The sequence below is a fragment of the Microbacterium sp. JB110 genome (assembly GCF_003335195.1).
Classification (GTDB): Bacteria; Actinomycetota; Actinomycetes; order Actinomycetales; family Microbacteriaceae; genus Microbacterium.
This window is the reverse complement of record NZ_QPGM01000005.1, coordinates 18,057-43,008: the sequence shown is the minus strand read 5'-3', so window position 1 is coordinate 43,008 and position 24,952 is coordinate 18,057. Positions and strand designations below refer to the sequence as shown.

Annotated in this window: 23 protein-coding genes; 8 read left to right on the top strand and 15 right to left on the bottom strand. The window is 68.4% G+C overall.

Annotation, left to right across the window (positions count from 1 at the left end):
• Positions 1-2 precede the first annotated feature (2 nt).
• From CIK77_RS10110 to CIK77_RS10100, 3 genes are read right to left on the bottom strand one after another with little or no spacing between them, the layout of a single operon-like run.
• The gene (locus CIK77_RS10110) at positions 3-1,055 is read right to left on the bottom strand and encodes a substrate-binding domain-containing protein (RefSeq protein WP_087054191.1); all 1,053 of its coding nucleotides are present in this window, start codon (positions 1,053-1,055) and stop codon (positions 3-5) included.
• 51 nt (positions 1,056-1,106) lie between these two features.
• A complete protein-coding gene (locus CIK77_RS10105; protein WP_170934053.1) occupies positions 1,107-2,129 on the bottom strand; it encodes an ABC transporter permease in 1,023 nt (340 codons plus the stop codon).
• Positions 2,126-3,646, bottom strand: coding sequence for a sugar ABC transporter ATP-binding protein (locus CIK77_RS10100; RefSeq protein WP_087054190.1), 1,521 nt, complete (start codon positions 3,644-3,646; stop codon positions 2,126-2,128). The genes CIK77_RS10105 and CIK77_RS10100 overlap by 4 nt, the downstream gene beginning before the upstream one ends.
• Before the next feature lie 128 nt (positions 3,647-3,774).
• On the opposite strand from CIK77_RS10100, the gene CIK77_RS10095 reads away from it, so the two are divergent.
• Genes CIK77_RS10095 through CIK77_RS10085 form a run of 3 tightly spaced genes read left to right on the top strand, consistent with a single transcriptional unit; the run spans position 3,775 to position 6,721 of the window.
• Positions 3,775-4,971, top strand: a complete 1,197-nt coding sequence (locus tag CIK77_RS10095) for an ROK family protein (protein WP_087054189.1) — start codon at positions 3,775-3,777, stop codon at positions 4,969-4,971.
• The gene (locus CIK77_RS10090; protein ID WP_087054188.1) at positions 4,968-5,636 is read left to right on the top strand and encodes a ThuA domain-containing protein; all 669 of its coding nucleotides are present in this window, start codon (positions 4,968-4,970) and stop codon (positions 5,634-5,636) included. The genes CIK77_RS10095 and CIK77_RS10090 overlap by 4 nt, the downstream gene beginning before the upstream one ends.
• A 53-nt stretch (positions 5,637-5,689) precedes the next feature.
• Positions 5,690-6,721 (top strand): diacylglycerol/lipid kinase family protein, encoded by a 1,032-nt coding sequence (locus tag CIK77_RS10085; RefSeq protein ID WP_087054187.1) that lies wholly within the window; start codon positions 5,690-5,692, stop codon positions 6,719-6,721.
• A gap of 12 nt (positions 6,722-6,733) precedes the next feature.
• Here CIK77_RS10085 and cls read toward each other — a convergent pair whose 3' ends face one another.
• Positions 6,734-8,137: a cardiolipin synthase gene (cls, locus tag CIK77_RS10080; protein ID WP_087054278.1), complete on the bottom strand. Its 1,404-nt coding sequence runs from the start codon at positions 8,135-8,137 to the stop codon at positions 6,734-6,736.
• Between the two features lie 193 nt (positions 8,138-8,330).
• Positions 8,331-9,881, bottom strand: a complete 1,551-nt coding sequence (locus CIK77_RS10075; protein WP_212647448.1) for an SLC13 family permease — start codon at positions 9,879-9,881, stop codon at positions 8,331-8,333.
• A gap of 316 nt (positions 9,882-10,197) precedes the next feature.
• Here CIK77_RS10075 and CIK77_RS10070 point away from each other — a divergent pair, with 316 nt between their 5' ends.
• The 4 genes from CIK77_RS10070 to CIK77_RS10055 all read left to right on the top strand — a co-directional run bounded on the left by CIK77_RS10070 (position 10,198) and on the right by CIK77_RS10055 (position 13,322).
• Positions 10,198-11,121 carry a LysR family transcriptional regulator gene (locus CIK77_RS10070; protein WP_140403498.1) on the top strand — a complete coding sequence of 308 codons (924 nt, stop codon included), beginning with the start codon at positions 10,198-10,200 and terminating at the stop codon, positions 11,119-11,121.
• Positions 11,118-12,221, top strand: a complete 1,104-nt coding sequence (locus CIK77_RS10065) for an enolase C-terminal domain-like protein (RefSeq protein ID WP_087054185.1) — start codon at positions 11,118-11,120, stop codon at positions 12,219-12,221. Before CIK77_RS10070 ends, CIK77_RS10065 begins: the two co-directional genes overlap by 4 nt.
• 62 nt (positions 12,222-12,283) lie before the next feature.
• Entirely contained in the window at positions 12,284-12,562 is a 279-nt protein-coding gene (gene catC / locus CIK77_RS10060; RefSeq protein WP_087054184.1) for a muconolactone Delta-isomerase, read from the top strand.
• A 94-nt stretch (positions 12,563-12,656) separates the two neighbouring features.
• Positions 12,657-13,322, top strand: a complete 666-nt coding sequence (locus CIK77_RS10055) for a hypothetical protein (protein WP_087054183.1) — start codon at positions 12,657-12,659, stop codon at positions 13,320-13,322.
• A 78-nt stretch (positions 13,323-13,400) separates the two neighbouring features.
• On the opposite strand, the gene CIK77_RS10050 is transcribed toward CIK77_RS10055, so the two are convergent.
• On the bottom strand, positions 13,401-13,580 hold the full coding sequence (locus CIK77_RS10050) for a hypothetical protein (RefSeq protein WP_087054182.1): 180 nt from the start codon (positions 13,578-13,580) through the stop codon (positions 13,401-13,403).
• Between the two features lie 175 nt (positions 13,581-13,755).
• On the opposite strand from CIK77_RS10050, the gene CIK77_RS10045 reads away from it, so the two are divergent.
• On the top strand, positions 13,756-14,940 hold the full coding sequence (locus CIK77_RS10045; protein WP_087054181.1) for a DUF4192 family protein: 1,185 nt from the start codon (positions 13,756-13,758) through the stop codon (positions 14,938-14,940).
• A 54-nt stretch (positions 14,941-14,994) separates the two neighbouring features.
• On the opposite strand, the gene lysS is transcribed toward CIK77_RS10045, so the two are convergent.
• From lysS to ftsH, 9 genes are all read right to left on the bottom strand, one after another.
• Entirely contained in the window at positions 14,995-16,530 is a 1,536-nt protein-coding gene (lysS, locus tag CIK77_RS10040; RefSeq protein WP_087054180.1) for a lysine--tRNA ligase, read from the bottom strand.
• Positions 16,531-16,731: 201 nt separating this feature from the next.
• Positions 16,732-17,433 carry a DUF2520 domain-containing protein gene (locus tag CIK77_RS10035; RefSeq protein ID WP_087054179.1) on the bottom strand — a complete coding sequence of 234 codons (702 nt, stop codon included), beginning with the start codon at positions 17,431-17,433 and terminating at the stop codon, positions 16,732-16,734.
• A complete protein-coding gene (locus CIK77_RS10030) occupies positions 17,433-19,214 on the bottom strand; it encodes a PH domain-containing protein (RefSeq protein WP_249268490.1) in 1,782 nt (593 codons plus the stop codon). Before CIK77_RS10030 ends, CIK77_RS10035 begins: the two co-directional genes overlap by 1 nt.
• Positions 19,211-19,735 (bottom strand): PH domain-containing protein, encoded by a 525-nt coding sequence (locus CIK77_RS18145; protein ID WP_441898351.1) that lies wholly within the window; start codon positions 19,733-19,735, stop codon positions 19,211-19,213. Before CIK77_RS18145 ends, CIK77_RS10030 begins: the two co-directional genes overlap by 4 nt.
• A gap of 253 nt (positions 19,736-19,988) precedes the next feature.
• A complete protein-coding gene (locus CIK77_RS10020) occupies positions 19,989-20,477 on the bottom strand; it encodes a DUF3180 domain-containing protein (protein ID WP_087054177.1) in 489 nt (162 codons plus the stop codon).
• Positions 20,474-21,013 carry a 2-amino-4-hydroxy-6-hydroxymethyldihydropteridine diphosphokinase gene (gene folK / locus CIK77_RS10015; RefSeq protein ID WP_087054275.1) on the bottom strand — a complete coding sequence of 180 codons (540 nt, stop codon included), beginning with the start codon at positions 21,011-21,013 and terminating at the stop codon, positions 20,474-20,476. Before folK ends, CIK77_RS10020 begins: the two co-directional genes overlap by 4 nt.
• A 7-nt stretch (positions 21,014-21,020) precedes the next feature.
• A complete protein-coding gene (gene folP, locus CIK77_RS10010) occupies positions 21,021-22,229 on the bottom strand; it encodes a dihydropteroate synthase (RefSeq protein WP_170934066.1) in 1,209 nt (402 codons plus the stop codon).
• Positions 22,229-22,831: a GTP cyclohydrolase I gene (gene folE / locus CIK77_RS10005; protein ID WP_087054175.1), complete on the bottom strand. Its 603-nt coding sequence runs from the start codon at positions 22,829-22,831 to the stop codon at positions 22,229-22,231. The genes folP and folE overlap by 1 nt, the downstream gene beginning before the upstream one ends.
• 3 nt (positions 22,832-22,834) lie before the next feature.
• The gene (gene ftsH, locus CIK77_RS10000) at positions 22,835-24,841 is read right to left on the bottom strand and encodes an ATP-dependent zinc metalloprotease FtsH (protein WP_087054174.1); all 2,007 of its coding nucleotides are present in this window, start codon (positions 24,839-24,841) and stop codon (positions 22,835-22,837) included.
• Between the last annotated feature and the right edge of the window lie 111 nt (positions 24,842-24,952).

Here is a 24,952-nt window from a genome sequence, read left to right as displayed (position 1 = left end):
GGTCAGGAGCGGAAGCCCAGGTCGATGTACTGGTCGACGTTGTCCTCCGTGACGACCGGTGCGTGCAGCTGGATCGTGCGCGGCACGTCGGCCGAGACCAGGTCGCCCAGGTTCTTGTCCTGCGCCACGAGGCGAGCGAGCTTCACGCCGTCAGCCGCCTGAGTCGATGGGTAGACCACCGTTGCGTGCATGACCGTGTCACCGGCTTCGATCATCTCCATCACATCGAGCGAACCGGCGCCGCCGACCATGAAGAACTCGTCGCGATCTGCGTTGTCGATCGCGGCGAGCACGCCGACGCCCTGGTCGTCGTCGTGGTTCCAGATGGCGTCGATCTCGGGCTCTGCCTGCAACAGGTTCGACGTGGCCGTCTCGCCGCCCTGAATGGTGAAGTCGGCGGAGACCTGGGTGGAGACCGACAGGCCGCAGTCGTCGAGCGCGTCGGCGAAGCCCTGCGAGCGGTCCTGCGTCAGCGGCAGGTTCGCGATGCCCTGGATCTCGGCGACGACGGCGTCGGACTGACCGTCGAGCTGCTCGCAGATGTACGTTCCGGCTGAGACGCCCATGCCGTAGTTGTCGCCCAGGATCGTCGCTCGCGACGCGAACGGGCTGGAGAACTCTCGGTCGACGTTGATGACGGGGATTCCCGCCTCCATCGCGTCAAGCGCCACCTCGGTGAGCGCATCGCCGTCGAACGGCAGCAGCACGATCGCGTCCACGCCGTCGTTGATGAAGGTCTCGATGTGGCTGATCTGTGCGTTGACGTCGTTGGTGGCCTCGGCCTGGAGCAGTTCGACGTCGTCGTACGACTCGGCGGTCTCGAGCGCGGCGCTCGTGATCGCACCCATCCAGCCGTGGTCGGCTGCCGGCGCCGAGAAGCCGATCGTGACGGTGTCGCCCGTCTCGTCATTGGAGGTGCCGCTGTTGACGGAGGTACCGCCGTCGGTCTCCTCCTCCGGCGGCTCGTTGCCGATGCAGCCGGTGAGCAGCAGCGCGCCTGCGGCGAGCGCGGCGGGAACGGCGACCAGTTTGCGCCATGTGATGCGTTCGGACATGTGATCTTCCTCGATTCGATCCGGATGTGGTGTGTGACTATGCGGGTGGGGTCAGCTCGATCTGGCCCGTCGGGAGAGTCGCTGCTGCAGAAGCACGGCGACCACGATGATGGCGCCCTTGGCGACCAGCTGCGCCGACGACGACATGTTGTTGAGCGTGAAGATGTTGAGCAGCAGCGTGAAGATGAGCACGCCGAGCACGGTGCCGAAGATGGTGCCGCGTCCGCCGGCGAGCAGGGTGCCGCCGACGACGACCATCGCAATCGCCTCGAGCTCGTAGAGCATGCCGTGCGTCGAGGTTCCGGCGCCCGTGCGGCCGAGCATCATCACGGCGGCGATGCCGGCGGCCAGGCCGGCCAGCGCGTAGATGTACAGGGTGTGGCGGCGCACCTTGATGCCGGCCAGGCGTGCGGCCTCGGCGTTGCCGCCGATCGCGACGGTGCGGCGGCCGAAGGTGGTGCGGTTGAGCAGGAACCAGCCGGCCACGGCGACGACGGCGAAGATCCAGACCAGCATCGGCACCCCGAGCAGGTCCATCCGGAAGAAGTCGACGAACTCGGTGCTCGTCACGCGCTGGGTCTGCCTGTCGGAGATCAGCTCCGCCAGGCCGCGTGCACCGGCGAGCATCGCCAGTGTGGCGATGAACGGCACGACCCTTCCGTAGGCGATGATCACGCCGTTGATGAGTCCGGCCGCCGTGCCGACGACGAGCGCCGTGATGACGATGATGATCCAGTGGAAGCTCTCCGCCATGTTCTGCGTCGACCACGTCGTCGCCCACACCGTCGCCAGCCCCATCACGGAGCCGACCGACAGGTCGATGCCGCCGGATGTGATGACGAAGGTCATCCCGACCGCGAGAACGCCGAACACCGCGGCCAGACGCAGGATGGTGAGCAGGTTGCCGACATCGACGAAGCGCTCACCTCCCGTGACGGCCCCGACGACGCACAGCAGGATCAGCGCCACGACGAGACCGAGATTGTGGCCGGCCGCACCGGACAGCAGCGATCGGATTCTGCCCTTCTCGCGGGATTCGGTGCTCCCCGCCGCAGCAGTGGCTTGTTCGCTCACGCGATTGTTCCTTCCATAACGAGGTCGAGCACCTGGTGCTCGTCGATGTCCTGCGCCGGCGACGTGTGCACGACCCGCCCCTCCGACACGACCAGCACGCGGTCGGCGAGCCCGAGCACCTCGGGGATCTCGCTGGAGACCATGAGCACAGCGGTGCCGGCATCGGCGAGACGGCGCACCAGTGCGTAGATCTCGGCGCGGGCGCCCACATCGACACCACGGGTGGGCTCGTCGAGCAGCAGCACGTCGCAGCCGTGCACCAGCCAGCGGGCGAGCATCGCCTTCTGCTGGTTCCCTCCCGACAGTGTGCTGATCGCGCGCTCGACGCCGGTCGGTCGCAGGTCGAGCGCTGTGGCCTGCTCGGCCGACACTGTCTTCTCCTGCTTCTCGTTCAGCCATCCGGCCGTGGCCATCCGGGCGAACGACGACAGCGTGATGTTCCGATAGACGGGCTCGTCGAGGAGCAGGCCCTGGCTCTTGCGCTCCTCCGGCGCCAGGCCGATGCCGGCACGGATCGCGCCGGACACGCTGCCCTTCCGCACCGGCTTTCCGTCGAGTGCGACGACGCCCGCGGTGGTGCGGCGGGCGCCGTACACGGCCTCCAGGATCTCGGAGCGTCCGGATCCGACGAGACCTGCCAGCCCGACGACCTCCCCTGCCCTGACCGTGAACGACACGTCGGAGAACTCGCCTGCCACCGACAGGCCGGTGACGTCGAGACGCACGGGAGCGTCGTCTGCGACACCTGGCCGCTCCGGAAACGCGATGCCCGCCTCCTTGCCTGTCATCAGCCGGATGAGTTCGTCCGTCGGCGTCGTCTCGACGCTCAGATTGCGCTCGACGGTGCGACCGTCCTTGATGACGGTGATCCGGTCGCCGATGCGGCGGATCTCCTCGAGCCGGTGCGAGATGTAGATGATCGCGATGCCCTGAGCGGTGAGGTCGTCGACGACGCGGAAGAGGTTGTCGACCTCGCCCGAATCGAGCACGGCCGACGGCTCGTCCATCACGATCACTCGCGCGTTGCGGGAGAGCGCACGCGCCATCGACACGACCTGCTTGCCCGCGGCGGAGAGGTCCCCCACCAGTCGGTTCGGAGGAATCTCCGCATGCCCGAGACGCTGCATCAGCTCACGCGTGCGGCTCGTGGCCTCCCGCCGCTGAGTCACACCCGCCGTGGCGAGCTCGTGGCCGAGGTAGATGTTCTCGGCAACCGTGAGCCCGTCGACGACGTCGAGCTCCTGGTACATCGTGGCGACGCCGTGTTCGAGCGCGGCCACGGGATTCGGGATCTCGATCCGCTCGCCGTCCATCAGGATCGTGCCATGAGTGGGCTGATGGGCGCCGGCGAGCACCTTGATGAGCGTGGACTTGCCCGCTCCGTTCTGCCCAAGCAGACAGTGCACCTCGCCAGGGAGCACGTCGAGGTCGACCCCGTCGAGTGCGCGCGCTCCCGGGAAGACCTTCACGATGCCCTGCATCTGCAGCAGCGGCGCTGCGGAGTCCTCACTGACCATATGGCGAAGGTATCTGGACTTCTGTTGCCCGTCAAGCAAAAGTGTGGGAACTTTGATCTCGTTACCCGCTCGTGATAGACAGCGAGCAACAGAACATCGAAGCCGAAAGGGCGTGGTTTACTGTGCTCATGGAAGCGTTGCAGAAGTTTCCACCACGCCCCACCGGGGCCGGGGAACTGTTCCAGCTCTTCCGTGACGGCGCCCCGCGCACCCGAGCCTCCCTGGTCTCCGAGACCGGACAGTCGCGCTCGACGGTCGCCGCGCGGATCGACGCGCTGAGCGCCGCAGGGCTGCTCGCTCCGGCAGGCGAGGCCACCAGCACGGGAGGACGCCCCCCGTCGACCTTCGCCTTCTCACCGGCGAACCGCATCGTGCTCGGCGTCGACCTCGGCGCCACCCACGCACGCCTGGCCGTCACCGACCTCGCAGCGAATGCCCTCGCATCGATGCAGGCACCGCTGGCGATCACCGATCATCCGGAGCACGTACTGTCCTGGGTCGCCGAGACGGGCACGCAGCTCGTCGCGAAGGCAGGGCGGAGCCTCGACGAGCTCGCCGGCATCGGCATCGGCCTGCCGGGTCCCGTCGACCACACCGACGGTCGCCCGGTGAACCCGCCGATCATGCCGGGATGGGACGGCACCGACGTCCCAGGCATCCTGCACCAGCTCCTCGGCGCCCCCGTCGTCGTCGACAACGACGTGAACGTGATGGCGCTCGGCGAGCACCGCACGGTGTGCCCGGATGTGCAGAATCTGCTGTTTGTGAAGGTCGCCACGGGCATCGGGGCGGGCGTCGTGATGGACAGCGAGCTGCGTCGCGGTGCGCAGGGCGCCGCCGGCGACATCGGCCACATCGCCGTGCCGGGTGCCGCAGAGACCCCGTGCCGCTGCGGCAACACCGGCTGCCTCGAGGCCGTGGCCGGTGGCGGGGCGATCGCCGACGTGCTGCGACGAGGCGGCGCGCGGATCGACACGACCCAGGACATCGTCGACCTCGTTCGCGCCGGCGACATCGCCGCAGGCCAGGCTGTTCGTCAGGCGGGCCGCGACATCGGGGCGGTGCTGGCCGCAACGGTGAGCATGCTGAACCCGTCGCGGATCATCGTCGGCGGCATGCTCTCCGGCGCCGGCGAACACCTCATCGCCGGCATCAGGGAGGTCGTCTACCAGCGCTCGCTCCCGCTGGCGACCCAGCACCTGCGGATCACGACGTCGCGCGCGGGTGCTCAGGCAGGGGTCGTCGGCGCCGCCACCCTCGTCACCGACCGCTTTCTCGCCCCTCATTCCATCGATGCACTCATCACCGTCAAGGAGGACATGTGACCACGCAGAGAGCACTCGTCGTCCGCGGAGGCTGGGAGGGACACGATCCCGTCGGCTCCACGGACGTGTTCATCCCCCACCTGCGCGAGGCGGGATTCGATGTGACCGTCGAGGACTCCCTCGAGGTCTACGCCGACGAGACCGCCATGTCGGGCGTCGACCTGATCGTGCAGAGCTGGACCATGGGCGACATCCTCGCCGACGAGATGCACGGCCTGCGCATCGCCGTCGAGAACGGCGCCGGCCTGGCCGGATGGCACGGCGGTGTGCTCGATGCGTTCCGCAACGCCACCGACTTCCAGCACATCGTCGGCGGCCAGTTCGTCGCCCATCCGGGAGACATGGTCGACCACGAGATCGTGGTGCGCCCGGAGCGCGCCGACCACCCCATCGTCGCGGGCCTCGGCCCGCGCATCCGGCTGACCACCGAGCAGTACTGGGTGCACACCGACCCGCTCTGCGACGTGCTCGTCACGACCACGCACGATGTCCGCCCTGATGCCCCGTGGCAGGAGCCGGCGACCGTGCCTGTGGCGTGGACCCGCCAATGGGGCGATGGCAGAGTCTTCGCCTGCACCGTCGGCCACGGCGTCGACGACCTGTCGATCCCGGAGATCCGCACGATGATCGGCCGCGGCCTGATCTGGGCCGCACGCCCCCGCTGACCCGCCTCTTCGTCGGTCAGCGCTGTGGCTGCGGGGTCGCTTAGAGTGAGCGCATGGGGACCATGGGCACAGAAAAGCGTGCGGCCCTGGTGTTCAACCCCGCGAAGGTCGACGGCTCCCGCCTGAAATCGCTCGTCGCGATGCACTCCGCTCGCGCCGGATGGGCTGACCCGGTCTTCCTGGAGACGAGCGTCGCCGATCCGGGGCAGGGCATCACGAGGTGGGCGCTCTCCGACGGCGCGACGAGCGTGTTCGTCGCCGGCGGCGACGGAACCGTGCGTGCGGTCGCCGAGGTGATGGACGGCTCCGGCGTGCCGCTGACCATCGTGCCGTCGGGCACGGGAAACCTGCTGGCGCGCAATCTGCACCTTCCGCTCGAGAACCCGGAGACGATCATCCGGGCCGCGTTCGAGGGCGAGATCGCGCACATCGATGTCGGCATCGCGATGCTGCGCCGTCCAGATGGCGCAACTCAGCAGCACGCGTTCGTCGTGATGGCGGGGATGGGGCTCGACGCGGCGATGATCGCGAACACGCGCCCCACGCTGAAGAAGCAGGTCGGCTGGGTCGCGTACGTGGACGGTGCCGCACGGTCCCTGAAGGACGCGAAGGCGTTCCGGATCGTGTATCAGCTGCTCTCCGACGACCAGGACGACGCGACGATCGACGAGAGGAAGACGCAGTCGAAGCTGCACTCCGTGAAGGTGCACAGCGTGCTGATCGCCAACTGCGGCGCGCTGCCTGCTGGCATCTCACTGGTGCCTGATGCCTCCGTCGCCGACGGAGTGCTCGACATCGCGCTGATCCAGCCGTCGGGTCCGTTCGGATGGCTCGGCGTGTGGCGCAAGGTGTGGTGGGACAACTCGGTGCTGCGCCGGTTCCGCGCGGGACGGCGGATCGTCGAACGGCATAAGAGCACGTCGGTGCGCTACCTGTCGAGCGTCGGCATCGAGACGGCGGTGCCGGAGGCCAGGCCAGTGCAGCTCGACGGCGACGGGCTCGGCGAGGCGACCCGCATGTACTGCACCGTGCATCCGGGAGGCCTTGCCGTCACGGTGCCGCGCGGGCACGCGCTGGCGGACTGAGCAGCCGCTCGACTACTGCAGCGCGGAGGTGAGGCGGGCGAGGTTGTCGAGCACCGTCGAGCGCAGCGGCTGCTTGCGCCACTCGTCGAGGGTGAGCTCCGTGCTGCTGCTGCGGTAGACGTCCTCGACGACGCGCAGCTCTTCGACGAACTCCCCGCCCCTCACCAGCAGCGAGACCTCGAAGTTGAGGCCGAAGGAGCGCTCGTCCATGTTGCTCGAGCCGATCACGGCGACTTCGTCGTCGATGGACAGGCTCTTGGTGTGCAGGATGTACGGTGCCTCGTACAGCCAGATCCGCACCCCGGCCTCGAGCAGCGCCTCGTAGTAGCTGCGCTGTGCGTGGTAGACGACGGCCTGGTCGCCCAGCTTCGACACGAGCAGCTCGACGTGGACACCGCGGCTGCACGCGATCGCGACGGCCGCCATCATCGCCTCGTTCGGCACGAAGTACGGGCTGACCATGACGACCTTGCGCTCCGCGGCGAAGATGAGGGCGAGGAACATGCGCAGGTTGTTCTCGGTCTCGTAGCCCGGCCCCGACGGCACCACCTGGCAGTCGAGGTCGCCCGAGCCGGAGTTCATCTCGCGCAGGTCGATGTCGGGGATCGTCTCGGTCTCGCCGTACCAGTCGGAGAGGAACACGGCGTCGACGCTGGAGACGACCGGACCGTCGAGGCGCACCATGATGTCGACCCACTTCAGCCCGCGCTTGATGTTCCTGGGCACGTTGTAGGTGCGGTCGATGAGGTTCTGCGAGCCGAGGAACGCCACCTCGCCGTCGACGATGAGCAGCTTGCGGTGATTGCGCAGATCCGGGCGCTGCATCTTCCCCTTGAGCGGCTGCAGCGGAAGGGCGAAGCGCCACTCCGCACCCATCTCGGTCAGCCGATCCAGCGTCTGCCTGTGCAGCGGTTTGGACAGGTTGGCCCAGTGGTCGAGCAGCACACGCACCGGGATGCCCCTCGAGCGTGCCTCCTCCATCGCCCGGAAGGCGTTGTCGGTCGACGCGTCGGACTTCAGGATGTAGAACTCGATGTGCACGTAGCGCTCCGCGCCGCGGATCGCCTCCGCCATCTCGTCGAGGCTGCGCTGGTAGTCGGAGATGAGGTGCACGCCGTTGTCGCCGGAGATCGGCAGCGCGCCGAGCTCGCGGTTCATGCGCACGAGCGACGAGAACCAGTTCGGCTCGTGCGGCCGCAGCCCTCCCCGCTCGAGGATGTCGTTCGCGTCGCGCAGGTATCCGTTGATCAGCTCCTGCATCCGGCGCTTCTGCCGCGGCAGCCGCGGGTTTCCGATCAGGATGAACAGGAAGGCGCCAGGCACGGGGAGCAGGAAGATCGCCAGCAGCCACGCCATCGCCGCGGTGGGCTTGCGATTGCGGGGAACGACGACGACCGCGGCGATCCGGATGGCCATATCGAGGATCCAGATGCTCGTCGTGAGCCATGGGGTATCGAGGATCGCATAGATCCGCTCGAACAGTTCCTGCACCTGTACCCCCGTCTGACCTGGGGTTCAGACTATCGGGAGCGGACGACATGCACGTGTGCGTCGGGCGGACCCGGCAGGGATCCGCCCGACGGACATCACACGGTCGGATTCGGGTGCGTCAGAAGGACACCCCGAACACCAGCGGGACGAGCGTGTAGAGAGTCAGCACGATGACGGGGATCGTGATGAGGTTCAGCCATACGCCGGCGCGCGCCATCTGCCGAATGGATACCTCGCCGGACCCGAACGCTACCGCGTTGGACGGCGTGGCGACCGGCAGCATATACGCGGAGCAGACCGCGAGGGTCATCGCGATCGTCATGAACACGGGGTCGATTCCGACGCCCACCGCGACGGCGCCCATGATCGGCAGGAACGCCGCGCTGGTGGCCGTGTTCGACGTGAGCTCCGTGAGCACGATGCCGATGATCATGACGGCAAGAATGATCACGATCGGCGGGAGCGCAGAGAGGCCCTCGACTCGATCGCCGATCCACGCCGACAGTCCCGTGGCCGTGAACATCTTGGAGAGGCTGAGACCACCGCCGAACAGGAGCAGCAGTCCCCACGGGATGTCTTTCGAAGCCGACCACGGCAGCAGCGCGGCCTGTGACGGATCAGCCCGCCGACGCTCAGCGGGAACGATGAAGGTCGCGACAGCAGCGGCCATGGCGACCTGAGGATCTTCGATAGCGCTGAGGAACGGGACATGCTCGGCCACCCATGGGATGCCTGCGATGAACGGCACCACGACCCAGAAGAAGATGGCAAGGAGGAAGATGATGGAGACCCGCTTCTCCGCCGTCGTCATCGCACCGAGGTTGTGCAGTTCGTCGCGAATGGCTTCTCGTCCCCCAGCGATGCGACGATTCTGCGTGCGGAACACGATCTTCGCGAGCACGAGCCAAGCCAGCGCACTCATCACTATCGCCCACGGCACTCCGACGGCCATCCACTGCGCGAACCCGATCTCCGTCCCCTGCTCCTCGGAGAGGTAAGCCCGCATGTACGCCATCGGCGGCTGCCCGATGAGGGTCGCCGTAGATCCGATCGTCACGCCATAAGCCACACCGAGCAGCATGCTGATGCCGAACTTCGTCGTCCCCACTTCAGGGTCGATCGACCGCACGAGACGCACGATCGACACGGCGATCGGCACCATGATCACTGCCGTTGCTGTGTTCGACACCCATGCCGAGATGAAGGCGGACGTGATGATGAGACCGAGGACCATCTGAGCGGGCTTCGTCCCCACAGCGCGAATGGTGAGCAGCGCAACGCGACTGTGCAGACCGCTGCGTTCCACGGCGAGGCCGAGGATCACGCCGCCCATGACAAGGAAGATGATTCCGCTCGCATAGGGGGCAGCGACGTCCCCGAGCGGTGCCATACCGAACAGCGGGAACAGCACGAGCGGCAGCAATGAGGTCACCGCGATCGGAACCGCCTCGGTCATCCACCAGATCGCCATCAGCAGGGCGCACCCGGCGGCCGCGCGGCCCTCGAACGGGAGACTGCTCGGCAGAACGAGAGCGAGCGCGAGGCCCGCGAGCGGCCCGGCGGCGAAGCCCCACCAGTTGCGCCGGGGCGCCGGAGTGATCGCCCCTGTGCCCTTGGCGCGATCGGCCGCGCTCGGGCCAGCAGAGAACCGGCTGTTGTTCGTCATCATCGACGGCCCATTTCCTTGGTCAACGGAGTGCGAGACGTCTGCGCCTCGGCATCGACAGAGTAGGCGCTAGTCAGTCATCAACGGAAATAGTAAAGTCACCTCCATTGATCGCTAGCATCAATCAGTAGTTCTCTGCCCCTTCGAGTCGGCCTCTTTCAGCGCGCCACATCGAAGCATCGACACACTCGACCCCATCCGATTCACGCAAGCATCACATTGATCGCTTTATACGATTAATGTAGGCAGATATGTTGGCTACGATGATGTGTGCGCAGAAACTGTTATCGCGACCGACGCTCCGAGCGGGAAGGCCAACGTGGACATCCGACACCTTCAGTCTTTTCTGGCAGTTGCCGAGGAACGGCACTTCGGTCGAGCTGCGGACCGGCTTCACCTGGCGCAGCCCTCACTGACGCAGCGCATTCAGCAGCTCGAGCAAGACCTCGGTGTCGCCCTGCTCGAACGCACAACGCGCAGGGTGGAGCTCACTCCGGCCGGTGAGCTCTTCCTCACGAGGGCCGCCGTGCTCGTCGGTGAGTTCGACGCGCTCGTCGACGACGTCCGCGAGGTGGGTTCCGGTGCCAGCGGCATCCTCCGCCTCGGGTGCGTCGGCACGGCTGCCTATTGGCTGCTCCCAAAGATCGTCGCCATGGCCGGTGTCGAGTTGCCCGGCCTGCATCTCCAAGTGCAGAGCGAAATGCTCACCCCGCAGATCGAGCGCTCGTTCTCCGAGCGCCGGTTCGATGTGGCTCTTCTCCGCCCGCCCGTGCACTCGGCCGAACTCGCCGTCCGACCGCTTCTGCGAGAGCGACTCGTCATCGCGACAGCGCCCGGATCCGATCTTGCCACAAGACTCACCAACTCCGCCACGATTCCGTTGACGGAGCTCGCCGACGAAGATCTGATCGGCTATCCGCGCGGATCGGTCGTCGATACGATCGCGACCCAGCACGCGCAAAGACTCGGTGTGCGCACGCGCATCGTCCATCGAATGGCCGAGACGAGCACCGTCCTCTCCTTCGTCGCTGCAGGACTCGGCTCGGCGATCGTTCCGGAGAGTGCACGATCAGCTGCCCACGTCGGGCTCCTCTTCTTCTCCCTCGACGATTCGCCAACACTCGATCTGAGCCTCGTATGGCGGCAGGACGACGATTCGCGTCTGCTCGCGTCGTTCCTCCGGCTCGCCATGCGTTTCCGAGGCCCCGACCTCATCGACGCCTCACAGGAAGTCCCCGCATGAAGATCGCCTCCATTGAGACAATCCCCTACGAGATCCCCTACACGCATCCGCTCGCTTTCGCATCCGGTTCGGTCAGCACCGCTGACCACGTCCTGGTCAGGGTGACTACGACCGACGGCGTCGTCGGCAGTGCGGACGCCCCGCCTCGCCCGTACACATACGGGGAGACGCAGTCCTCCATCATGGAGACGATCGGATCTCTGTTCTCGCCCGCACTCGTCGGCACGAGCATCTTCGACCGCGAGAAGATCCATGCCGTGATGCGCCGCACGATTCACAACCAAGTCGCCAAGGGCGCGCTCGACATCGCGATATGGGACGCGATCGGAAAGACGGTCGGCCAGCCCGTGCATCGACTGCTCGGCGGCTACACCGATTCGATGCGCGTCTCGCACATGCTCGGATTCCGTCCCGCCGCCGAGCTCGTCGACGATGCGCACCGGATGGGTGAGGACTACGGCATCACCACCTTCAAGATCAAGGTCGGACGCCGTCCGCTCTCACTCGACATCGAGACCATCCGGGCGCTTCGCGGAGCCCTCGGCGACGAGGTCGAGCTGTACCTCGATGCCAATCGCGGCTGGACTGCGAACGAAGCCGCAGAGGTGCTCAGGAACACCACGGACTGCGATCTGACGATGCTGGAGGAGCCGTGCGACGCGAAAGAAGCGATGAGTCGCCGTCGTCTGGTCGATCGGTCGCCTATCCCTGTCGTCGCTGACGAGTCGGCACCGACGGCGGGAGATGCATCGAGAGAGCTCCTCAACGGTGGATGCTCGGCGATCTGCATCAAGACGGCGCGGAGCGGCTTCACCGAGGCGACGGAGATCCTCGGTCTGTGCACCGGTCTCGGAGTCGATGTCACCATGGGCAATCAGATCGACACGCAGATCGGGTCGCTTGCCACCGTCGCCTTCGGTGCGGCGCACGAGGCGACCAGCCGCCGGGCAGGCGAGCTGTCGAACTTTCTCGACATGTCGGACGACCTCATCCTCGACCCGATCGCGATCCGCGACGGACGGATCTCTGTGCGCGAGACCGCCGGTGTGGGTGCCGACATCGACGAGGAAAAACTCGCCGCGTACCGCAGTGACCGCTAGGCACGTCGCGCGACTGCAACCCGTTCGACGCTTGATGTGTCACCGCACCCGAAGGAGACGAGATGCTGTATTTGGTCCGCATGGACGTGACATTCCCGCAGGAGATGCCTGCTGAAGAGCGCTCCAGATTGCAGGAGGCTGAGAAGGCGTTCTCGCAGTCGGTTCAGCGCGACGGCCGCTTCGTCCACCTTTGGCGCGTCGTGGGCGAGTACGCGAACTACTCGGTCTTCGATGTGGCGTCCAACGACGAGCTGCACAGCCTGCTGAGCAGTTTTCCGCTGTTCCCCTATATGACGATGAAGGTCACACCACTCGCGCAGCATCCGAATGCGATCACCTGAGCCGCATCTGTTGACGCACCATGTGATGCTCGGGGCTCGATCATCGCCTCTCCCCACGGCGAGACCGAGCTTCCCGTCTCGTAGGGTATGACTGATGAGCTCCGAGGGAAGGCGGCGCCGGGCGGCGCGCAAGGTCAAGCCAGGTGACGGCCACGCGCTGCAGCGCTACCGGTGGTGGCAGCTGTTCTCTCGCAGCCTCTTCCACCTGCGTCTGCGAGGCATCGGCGGTGCACCGGAGACCTGGACGATCGACGTTCGACTCGGGGGCGACTCGGACGGAGAGGTGTGGGCCAAGCTCTACCGAGACGGCGTCAATCAGGCGCGGTCCAAGCTGCCGGCGGCGTTCGATGTGCCAGGCGGCACGATCGAGGTCCATGCGAGCAGCTTCGGCCTCAAGCGCTGCCACTATGTGACCTACGACGGGGCAGAGCGGCAGCTGGCACCGGATCCGGCTTCAGCCGAGGGGCTGCGCGCCCGCCTTGACCGGGATCGTCCGGTGCTGAGCCGTTCGATCGGGACCGTCTCCGTGGTGCTGCTCGTCGTCGCTCTCGTGCTCGGCGTGCCGCAGCTCGTCGAGCAGGTCACCCACATCCCCCCGGTCGCCGACGCCATCGGCACGTTCGTCAGCCCTATTCAGCTTCCCGCGTGGATGAACATCTCGCTTCTGGTGGTGACGCTCCTGGCGAGCACTGAGCGGGCGCTTCGGCTGCGGTACAACTGGATTCTCGACGGCGGGATCTTCGACGGCGACGTCGGATAGGGAGACTCCGAGGGCGGGTTCGCTGTGCGCTTCGATGCTCAGGTGAGCGTCGAAGCGATCATCTGCTGAGCAGAGAGATCAGGCCTGCGTCTTGGGCGGGAGTCCGCGCTTGGCGCGCTCCTCGGCCTCGATGCGGTTGTAGACGCGGCGCTCGGTGCGGTCCATGCGCAGGATCGAGCGCATGATCCACCAGAACGCCCCCGCGAGCACGATCGTCGGGGCGACCGAATACACCACGGCGAGCCAGTAGGAGTCCACGCGACGATTCTAGCCGTGGGCGCTCTCCAACGGCTGGGAGGAACCGGCAGGCGACAACAGCGCAGCCGGTTCCGGTCGACCGTCCTTCCCCTCACACCCCCGTGATGGCGGTGAATGCGCCGAGCCGTCCTGTGGAGAACTCCGATCCCTGCGGTGGGATTGCCACGATCAGGACATGACGACCACAGCCCCTCCCCCGATCACACAGCCCATCCGAGATGCCGCGCGCTTCCTGCAGAACGTGCCGCGCCTGACGCACTGCACCCCGCGGCACAGTCTCGTGGTCGTGCCGCTGCGCGACGCCCATGCGACCGGCGCGCTCCGGATCGATCTGCCCGCCGATGGCGCAGGCGACGAGCACGCTGCCGCGACCGCCATCGGCATGGTGTGCCGCGTTCCGGAGACCGAGGGCGTCGCCGTCGTCGCATACGACAGCGACGCCGAGTGGCCTCCCGACGGGCCGCTCCCTCGCGAGAGCCTGGTCGAGCGCGTGATCGATCGCGCGGACGCCTGCGGCCTGCACGTGCACGGCGCCTATCTCGTGGCCAAGGACGGCTGGGGTGCGTACGGCGATGTCGCCGCGCCGCTCCCGCTGTCGCAGATCGTGCCGGAAGCCGGTGAGGCGCTCGCCCACGATCAGCACGACGGCACGAAGCTGCCGCGTTCGTCGAAGAGCAGGCGGCGAGCGGTCGCCGCCGAACTCGGTCGGTTGGAGCACGAGTTCGCCGCCGCGCTGCTGCACCGCGCACGCGCGGGCGACGAGGAACGTCCGATGGCGCTGTCGGATGCCGCGAGCACGGATTCCCCGCGCCGCTTGGGCACGACGAGCGCGCTCCCCGACGCATTCGAGGAAGCGCTCGCGTGGGACGCGTCGCATCTCGAAGCCTCCGATGCAGGACTGCTGGCCCTGGCCTTCGAGACGCCGCTGCTGCGCGACTCACTGCTGACGCAGTGGTCGACGGATCTCGAGGGCGGGCGCACGGTGCTCGCCTGGCAGCTCGCGTGGCGGCCGGCTCCACCGGGGGCAGCCCCACCGCTGCCGGAGGGGCCCGTGCGGCTGGCGGGCGAGGGGCCGCGGCCAGAAGGATGGCGACTGCGCCAGGGGCTTGCACTCGCGCGGCAGATCGCCGCCTCGGCTCCGCGCCGAGCCAGGCCGGGCGCACTGGCTGCGGCGTCGTGGCTGTCGTGGGCGCTGGGCAACGCGACGCACGCGTCCGAATACGCGGAGCAGGCCCGCGGCATGGAGCCGGGGCACGGCCTGGCGGGCATCATGACGACGATCACCGAGTCCGGCGTGCTCCCGGCATGGGCGTTCGCCTCGCCCGCAGAACCGGACGGCGCAGCCGCACACGATCGCTGAGCGGTCGGCCGGTGGGCGACACCGACGCGGGGCGGAGGCTTCGCCCCTGCCCGCCTACTTCACCAGCGGGAACAGAATGGTCTCGCGGATGCCGAGACCGGTGATCGCCATCAGCAGGCGGTCGATGCCCATGCCCATCCCGCCCGTGGGCGGCATGCCGTGCTCGAGGGCACGGAGGAAGTCCTCATCGATGCGCATCGCCTCTGCGTCACCGCGGTCGGCGAGCTTGGCCTGCTCGACGAAGCGCTCGCGCTGGATCACCGGGTCGACGAGCTCCGAGTAGCCCGTGGCGAGCTCGAAGCCGCGCACGTACAGATCCCACTTCTCGACGACCCCTGGCACCGTGCGGTGCTCGCGCACGAGCGGGCTGGTGTCGACGGGGAAGTCCATCACGAAGGTCGGCCGCTTCAGGCCGGTCTTGACGAAATGCTCCCACAGCTCCTCGACGAGCTTTCCGTGCGTGACGTGCGGCGGCACGTCGACGCCGGCCTTCCCGGCGAGCGCGAGGAGATCGTCCAACGAGGTCTCCGGGGTGATCTCCACACCGGCGGCCTCGGACAGCGACGGGTACATCGACACGCGATCCCAGTTCCCGCCGAGGTCGTACTCCGTGCCGTCCGCCCAGGTCACGGTCGTCGAACCCGCGACGGCAACGGCCGCCTTCTGGATCAGTTCCTGGGTCAGGTCGGCGATGCCGCTGTAGTCGCTGTAGGCCTCGTACGCCTCGAGCATCGCGAACTCGGGGCTGTGAGTGGAGTCAGCGCCCTCGTTGCGGAAGTTGCGGTTGATCTCGAAGACGCGGTCGATGCCGCCGACGACGGCGCGCTTGAGGTACAGCTCGGGCGCGATGCGCATGAACAGCTCGGTGTCGAAGGCGTTCGAATGCGTCACGAACGGGCGGGCCGTCGCGCCGCCGGGCTGCACCTGCAGCATCGGCGTCTCGACCTCGGTGAAGCCGTGACCGACGAAGGTCTCGCGCAGCGACTGGTTCGTCTTCGCGCGGGCGATGACGCTGCTGCGCGCCTGATCGCGCACGATCAGATCGAGGTAGCGCTGGCGCACCCTCGATTCCTCGCTCAGCTCGCTGTGCAGGTTCGGAAGAGGCATCACGGCCTTCGCCGCCATCTGCCACGTCTCGACCATGATCGACAGCTCCCCGCGGCGGCTCGAGATGACCTCGCCGGAGACGAACACGTGATCGCCGAGGTCGACCAGTTCCTTCCAGTCCGCGAGCGCGTCCTCGCCGACCTTCGCGAGCGACACCATCGCCTGGATGCGCGAGCCGTCGCCGGCCTGCAGCGCGGCGAAGCAGAGCTTGCCCGTGTTGCGGCTGAACACGACGCGTCCGGCCACACCCGCGATCGTGCCGGACTCGGCGCCCGCCTCCAGCTCATCCGGACCGCCGTCGCCGTACTGCGCACGCAGCTCGGCGATCGACGCCGTGATCGGCAGCGACACGGGGTACGCACCGCCCGCGGCCGACTCGCGCTCGGAGATCAGCCGCTCACGCTTGGTGAGGCGGACCGCCTTCTGCTGGATGACATCGTCTTCCGGCGTGGCGTCGGCGTTCTCGGCGGGCGTCTCAGGCATGCGGGTGCTTCCTCGTGCGGGGTGTGCGGCGGCGATCCGCGGCGCGCGGTCGCGGTCGTCCCAGTCTATGGCCCGTCGACTGAGCGGCCGCCCGCCCCCGACCCGCTGCCGAGATGCGCACTCTTTCGACAAGACCCCGTAAAAACCTGCGCATCTCGACGAGAAGTGCGCATCTCGGCAGCCTGTGCTCGGCGCCGCGCGCTACGCGTCTTCAGGGAAGTCGGGGACGGCGGGGGTGGCCTCGGCGAGAGCGTGGTCGACCGTCGATCGCACCAGCGACGACAGGAAGCCGCCGGGGTTCTGCACGCCGATGCCGCGCAGGATCCCCGTCGCCTGCCGCACGATCTGGCTCGAGAACTCCGCGGCCGTCGCGATCGCCTCTGCGTACGCCGGGCGATCGACCTCCTCGATCACAATCGGTTCCAGCCCGATCTCCACCGCGAGCGCCTGCGCGATCGGCAGCACCGGCCCAGGCGCCGTCACGCCCGCATACGTCGCTGCCAGCTGGCGCAGGTCCATGCTGGTGCCGGTGAACGTCATCGCGGGGTGAAGGGCAAGCGGAATCGCACCCTTCTCCGCGACGGGACGCAGCGCTTCGATGCCGTGTGCAGCATCGGTGTGCAGCACCAGCTGCCCCATCTGCACGTGCCCTGCCTCCGCGAAGCCCGACACCGTCGCCGCGAGCTGCGAACGCGGCACGGTGATCAGCACGAGCTCGCTGCGGCGCAGCACCTCCGGTGCATCGAGCACCGGCACGTCTGGCAGCAGTGCCGAGGCGCGGTCGTCGTCACTGGCCGCGGTGCGTCCGGTCAGCGAGTGCCCCGCCCCGGCGAGCGCGGCGGCGAGCACGGGCCCGACCCGGCCCGATCCCACCACGCCGACGCCGAGCCGTCCGTCGCGCATCACGCCCCTGCCCCGGGGGCCGGCGGGCCCGGATGCGAGAGCCCGGCCGGTGCCGCAGCCATCATCGGCGGCAGCGCCGAGACGGTGCCAGGTGCGGGCTCCGCCGTGCCCCACCGGTGAGTCTGGTCGTTCGCGGCGGCGACGACCGCGGCGCGGCGCACCTGGTCGAGCAGATCCGTGGCGTCGTCCCGGTCGAGCCCGACGATCTGGCCGGAGACCGCACCGGCGACGGCGTGCGCCTGCGCCCACGCCACGCGCTGCATCCGGTCGATCGGCCCCTGAGCGATCGAGACGCCCTGCAGACGGGCGAGCGGGAACACGGCCTGCTTGCGCCAGATCGTGCCGCGGCGCAGGAACAGCCCGTAGCCGGTCACCGCGAAGCCGTGCCGCTTGAACGAGAACGGGCGCCGCCACCATCCGCGCTTGGCCATGGTGCGATAGGGGTCAGCGGCATCCGGAGCCGGCCAGTACATGCCGTTGTCGACCATCAGCGGCAGGTCGGCGACCGGCAGGTACGGCAGGCACACGCGCAGCACCCGCTCGACATCGGCACGGGTTCCCACCGGCAGCACCTGTGCCGACTGCTGCGACTGCCCAGACTGCTGCTGCGACTGGCTCTTGCCCGACATCCGGTTGATCTTGATCTTCCACCAGCCGAACGGGCGCCACAGGATCGGCTGCGACACCTCGAGCGCGTGGATACGGCCCGGTGGGATCGTCTGCGTCGTGGTGGTCGTGAGCCCGTAGGTGATCCGCACGCCGTTCTGGGTCTCGGCGATCGAGTAGCGCAGCGACTGCGAGACCTTGGTCCACAGCACGGCCCCCAGTGCGATCAGTCCTGGCACGAAGGTCACGAGGGTCGTGATGCCCAGCACCATGAAGCCCTCGCCCGGCCCGTCGTCGTTCGAGAACACGAACGGCGCCATGATGCCGAAGAAGATGCCGTACGCCACCAGGGCGATTCCGAGCCCCCACAGCAGCTCGAGCGCCTGCGCGCCGATGACACGGCCGGTGGGGATCCGCACGAGGCTCTCCGGCGCGACGTCCTGCGTGTCGACGCCGTCGATCAGGCCCTGCACTCCCTCGCTCACGGTGGAGGCGACGACCTGGCGCACGCCTGCCTGTTCACCGTTCGCCGCGGCCTCGCGCGCCTGCGCCCTGGCTGCGCGCACGCCGGATGCCAGCCGCAGGATGTCGGCTCGCACCTCCTCGGCGCGCTTGGTGCCGAGATACTCCAGCGGCACGTTCGCGTCGGTGCCCGCACCGTCGACCTCGAGCTTCGCCATGCCCGCGATGCGTGCGATGAACGGCCTGGTCAGGTTCACGCCCTGCACGCGGTCGAGCGGTGCGCGGCGCTGCGTGCGGAAGACGACGCCGCGGCGCACCTCGACGTGTTCACCGGTGATCCGGAATTCGTGCTTGCGCCAGCTCAGCCAGAACAGCCCGCACAGCAGCGCGACGAATGCGAGCACGCCGAGCAGCACGAGCAGGATCAGGTTGTTGGCGACGGTCCAGTCGATCGCCTGGCCGACCGGGTCGCCGTCCTCGTAGTCGATGTCGATCGCGTGCTCGCGGTCGAAGATGGAGATGAACCAGTAGATGATCCGCTCGCGCAGATTCGCGAGCACGATGCCCACGATGATGACCAGGGCGAGCCCTCCGCGGAACAGCGGAGTGAGCGGATGCAGGCGGTGCCACCGACCGTCGGCCAGCGACGATGACCCTCCCCCGCTCAGCGGCGCGGCAGTCGCTGCCGGTGCGGAAGCCGTCTGATCGCTCACAGGCCGGTCCGCCTCGTCTCGGCGACCTCGATCAGGGTGTCGCGCAACGACTCTGCCGCCGCCTGCGACAGCCCGGGGATCTCGACGCCGGTCGTCGCGGCTGCCGTGATCATCTTGAGCTTCGCGATGCCGAAGGCGCGGTCCATCGGCCCGTGCGAGATGTCGACGAGCTGCATGCGCCCGTACGGCACGGCGACCATGCGCTGCCACAGGATGCCCTTGCGGAAGACGAGATCGTCGTCGCGCAGCATGTACCCGAGCGCGCGGGCCTGCCGCGGCAGCACGATCTGCGTGATCACCGTGATCAGCACGATGACGCCGGCCGCGATCCACCCCCACCACTGCTCGGCGAACACCTGCACGGCTGTCGCGGCGATCAGCACGACGGCGACGAAGATCGCGTTCTGCACGGTCTGCGAGACGACGTACTTGGGTGAGATCTGATGCCACCGGCCGTCGAGCGCGAGCCTGCCGTCGTTGCGCGGCTCGCGCAGCTGCGTGTACGTGCCGTCATCGAGCACGGGCGACGCCGACGGCGCGCCCCCGGATGGCGTGGGGGCGCCGGAAGCGGGAGTTCCGGATGGCGCAGGGGCCTGCCCGGAGAGCGGCGGCACTGGTGCCGCATCCGGATGCTCGGGGCGGGGAGGAATCGGCGCTCCGGATGCCGGTGGTTCCGGGGCGTACAGCGGCGGCTCGGCTGGTCCGGGCGAGCCAGCCGGCGCTGGTGCGGCCGGCGGCACCGGCGGGCGGGGCGGTATGACCGGACCCTGCGCGTCAGCTGGTGGGTTCGGCTCCTGGCCCGGCGTCGGGGTGCTCTCGGTCATCTGGATCCTTCGGCAGCGTGCACATGTGTTCCGCGACCAGGGCCGCGACGACCAGGACGATGCTCGCCCCCACCGCAGCGATGATCGCTCCCATCGACCCTATCGGCGCAGCGACAGGTCGGGTAGTGAGGAACACGATGAGACCGAGACCCGCACCGCCGACGGCCGCGCCGACGAGGCTCGACGCCTTCGCGAGAACCGCGATGCGCAGTGCGCGGAACGGGTCGACGCGCGGCGCCTTCTGGTCTCTCACCGATCGGCGGATCGGCCAGGCCAGAGCGATGCACGCGCCGCCGAGCACGACGAGCAGGATGGTCAGGCCGATCGGAGGCGTGAAGGTGGGATGTCCGCTCGTCGTGAGCACCTGATCGATCACGAACCCCGCGCCGCCGCCGAGCACCGCGGCGACGATCAGGGCGAGCGGATCGGTGCGCTTCACGCCGCCCCCTCGTCGCGCAGGTCGGCGAGAAGGTCGTCCGCCCGTCCTCGGCCGGGCACCGCGGCATCCGGGTCCAGTTCGAGCCACGGCTCGAGCACGAAGTCGCGCTCGTGGGCGCGCGGGTGAGGCAGCGTCATCTCGGGGCCTGCGGATCGCACGTCGCCGTAGGCGATCAGGTCGAGGTCGAGGGTCCGGTCGCCCCACCGCTCCTCGCGCACGCGCCCGTTGGCGTTCTCGATGTCGTGCAGCGCCGCCAGCAGCGCGGCGGGAGCGAGCGTCGTGCGCACCAGCGCGACGGCGTTGAGGTAGCCGGGCTTGTCCGGATCGGGGCCCGTCGGCGTGATCGCCACCGACTCCAGCGGCGTCGACATCCGGATGTCCGTCACCCCGCCCAGCGCGGCGATCTCGCGTTCGGCAGCGGCAAGGGTCGCGTACCGGTCGCCGAGGTTCGCCCCGAACGCCACGACGGCGTCGACGGGGGTACGTGCGCATGCGGGCGCGGGCTGCGGGGCCGTTCCCGCCGCTTCGGCGGTCATCGCTCGCTCACCGCCTGACCGCTCGGGGCGCACCCTGCATGCGCATCACCGTGACGGAGACGTCGTCGAAGCGCTGCTCGATCGGCGCCTGCGGCTTGTGCACCGTGACGCTGACGAACTCGATCCGTTCGTCAGCGAGCACAGCGCCGCCGATGCGGTGAGCGAGCGTCTCGATCAGATTCACCGGCTCGCCTGCGACGATCGCGGCGACTCGGTCGGCGACCTCGCCGTAGTGCACGGTGTCGGTGACGTCATCGGTCTCGGCCGCTTGCGCCATCGGCAGCGAGATGTGCAGATCGACCACGAACTCCTGGCCGTTCTCGCGCTCGAAATCGAGCACCCCGTGGTGCCCGAACACCCGCAATCCAGTCAGTTCGATCATGCCGGAACCGTCGGCGGTCGGCGCCTTCGTGCTCGCGGCATCCGGAGCACCGTCCCACGCGTCGAGCACCGCAAGCGCGTCGACCGTGCCGACCACATCGTGCACGCGCACGCCGTAGGCGCCGAACCTGGCTGTGAGAACACTCGCCACAGCCGTGGCCAGGTCGCGGCGTCCGGTCGAGGCATCGTCGCCGAGGGCTGCCGCAAGCATGCGCTTGCGCGAGACACCGATCAGCACGCGGAAGCCGAGTGCGCTGATCGCGTCGAGCTGGCGCAGCGCCGCCCAGCTCTGCTCCGGCGTCTTCGCGAAGCCGACGCCCGGATCGAGGATGATCTGCTCATCTCGCACTCCGGCGGCCCTCGCCGCCTCGACGCGGCGCAGCAGCTCGACCGCGACTTCGTCTCCCACGCGCGAGTACTGCGCCATCGCGTACATGTCGGCAGACGGCCCTCGCCAGTGGCCGATCGCGATCTCGGCGTCGCCTGCGGCGACCACGTCGAAGATGCGCGGGTCCTCGAGGCCGCCAGAGACGTCGTTGACGATCCTCGCGCCGGCGGCGATCGCGCGCTCCGCGACATCGGCCCGGTAGGTGTCGACGCTCACGACGGCGCCGTCGGATGCGAGCGCCTCGATCACGGGGAGCACGCGTCGCAGCTCCTCTTCGGCGCCGACCGGGTGGGCGCCTGGTCTGGTCGACTCTCCGCCGACGTCGAGCACGGTCGCTCCCTGCTCGCGCAGCTCTCGCCCGCGCGCGATCGCGGCGTCGTGCGAGAAGAACTCGCCGCCGTCGCTGAACGAGTCCGGCGTGACGTTGACGACTCCCCAGATCTCCATCAGCCCTCACCCTTCCCGATCAGCGCGATGATCTCCGCCCTGGCAGCGGGGTCTGCCAGCTCGCCGCGCGTGGCGATCGTGACGGTGGAGCTGTCGGTCTGCTGCGCTCCGCGCATCGTCACGCACTGGTGCACCGCGTCGAGCACGACGACGACGCCGCGGGCGGCGAGGGCCTGCGCGATCGTGTCGGCGATCTGCTCGCCGAGGCGCTCCTGCACCTGCGGCCGGTTGGCGAGGATGTCGATGACCTTCGTGAACGCACCGAGCCCGACCACCTTCTCGCCGGGCAGGTACGCCACATGCGCCGTGCCGTGGCTGGGCAGCAGGTGATGCTCGCACACCGAGCGGAACCGGACGCCCCGCACGATCACCGCTCCCGACGGCTGCGTCTCGGGAGCGGGGCCTGAGGCGACGCTGATGGTCGAGGCCAACGGAGCCGCAGGGTCCTGCGACAGACCGCCGAACATCTCGGCGACCATCTCCGCGACCCGCTCCGGCGTGCGGGTCAGGCCCGGACGATCCGGGTCCTCGCCGATGGCGATCAGCAGCTCGCGCGTGAGCTCGGCGACCCTGTCGCGGTCCACGCCCTCCGGGCCAGCCATGGTTCAGGCCGTGGCTGGGCGCGAGTTACCGGATGCCGGGCGGGGCTGGGCGTCGCCTGACGCCGCCTGCGGCTCGGCCGCGCTGGCCGCCACCGGCACCTGCTCGCTGGCACGACGCGGCACGTCGACCGGCGGCAGATCCGAGACCGGGCGACCGTCGCTGGAGAGCCACTGCGGGCGCTTCGGCAGCTTCCGCACGTTCGCGAAGATCTCGTCGAGGCGATGGTGGTCGAGCGTCTCCTTCTCGAGCAGCTCGTGGGCGAGTCCGTCGAGGATGTCGCGGTTCGCCGTGAGCACCTCGTACGCCTCATCGTGGGCCTGCTCGATCAGCGCGCGCACTTCGGCGTCGATCGCCGAAGCCGAACCGTCCGAGAAGTCACGGCCGTGCCCCATGTCGCGGCCCATGAACACCTCGCCGCTGGCGCCTGCGAGCTTCACAGGTCCGATGGCCGTGGTCATGCCGTATTCGGTGACCATCTTGCGGGCAGTCGACGTGGCTTTCTCGATGTCGTTCGAGGCACCCGTCGTCGGGTCGTGGAACACGATCTCCTCGGCGACGCGGCCGCCCATCGCATAGGTGAGCTGGTCCTGCAGCTCGTTGCGGGTGATCGAGAACTTGTCCTCGAGCGGCAGCACCATCGTGTAGCCGAGGGCCTTGCCGCGCGGCAGGATCGTGATCTTGGTGACCGGGTCCGAGAAGTTCATCGCCGCCGCGGCGAGCGCGTGGCCGCCCTCGTGGTAGGCCGTGATGAGGCGCTCCTTGTCCTTCATCACGCGGGTGCGGCGCTGCGGGCCGCCGATGACGCGATCGATCGCCTCGTCGAGGGCGCGGTGGTCGATCAGCTGCGCGTTGGAGCGCGCCGTGAGCAGCGCGGCCTCGTTGAGCACGTTCGCCAGGTCGGCGCCCGTGAAGCCCGGAGTCTTCCGTGCGACGGAGTTGAGGTCGACGCTGTCGGCGAGGGGCTTGCCCCGGCCGTGCACCTCGAGGATCTGGTGGCGGCCGGCGAGGTCGGGCGAGTCGACGCCGATCTGGCGGTCGAAGCGGCCGGGGCGCAGCAGCGCGGGGTCGAGGATGTCCGGACGGTTCGTCGCGGCGATGACGATGACATTGACCTTCGGGTCGAAGCCGTCCATCTCGACGAGCATCTGGTTCAGCGTCTGCTCGCGCTCGTCGTGACCGCCGCCCATGCCCGCGCCGCGCTGGCGGCCCACGGCGTCGATCTCGTCGATGAAGATGATCGCCGGGCCGTTCTCCTTGGCCTGGTTGAACAGGTCGCGCACGCGGCTGGCGCCGACGCCGACGAACATCTCCACGAAGTCCGAGCCGGAGATCGAGTAGAACGGAACGCCTGCCTCACCGGCGACCGCACGCGCGAGCAGCGTCTTTCCCGTGCCGGGAGGGCCGTAGAGCATGACGCCCTTCGGGATGCGCGCACCGACCGCCTGGTACTTCGACGGGTCGGCGAGGAAGTCCTTGATCTCCTGCAGCTCCTCGAGCGCCTCGTCCGCCCCTGCGACGTCGACGAATGTCACATCCGGATGCTCTTTGTTCGCGATCTTCGCCTTCGACTTGCCGAACTGGGCCATCCGGCCGCCGCCCTGCGCATTCGCGAGCAGGAACCAGAACAGCAGACCGAGCAGCAGCACGGGGATCAGGAACGTCAGCAGGCTGCCGAAGATGCTCTGCTGCGGAACGTCGTCGTCATAGCCATCGGCCGGCGCGGCCCTCTCGACGGCGTTGACGAGATCGTCAGCGCGGGCGCTGACGTAGTAGAACTGCACGTCCTCCGCGCCCTCGTACGCCTCGGACAGGTGCATGTCGACGCGCTGGTTGCCGTCGGTGATCATCACCTCGGTGGCTGCGCCCTTGTCGAGCAGCTCGAAGCCCTCCTGGGTCGTGATCTGCTTCGGCCCGCCGAGACTGTTGATCAGGATGAAACCGGCGATCAGCAGCACGCCGATCAGCAGCACATAGATCAGCGGATTGCGGGTGAGCTTCTTGGCGTTCATGGTGTGGGCGCAGGCCCGGCTCCCTTGGGGTCGATCAGCGACGCGCCGCGGCGCGTTCGTAAAAGGCTATCGCGCCGCGTTTATGGCGCGACTGTGATTCGCCCCCGGCGT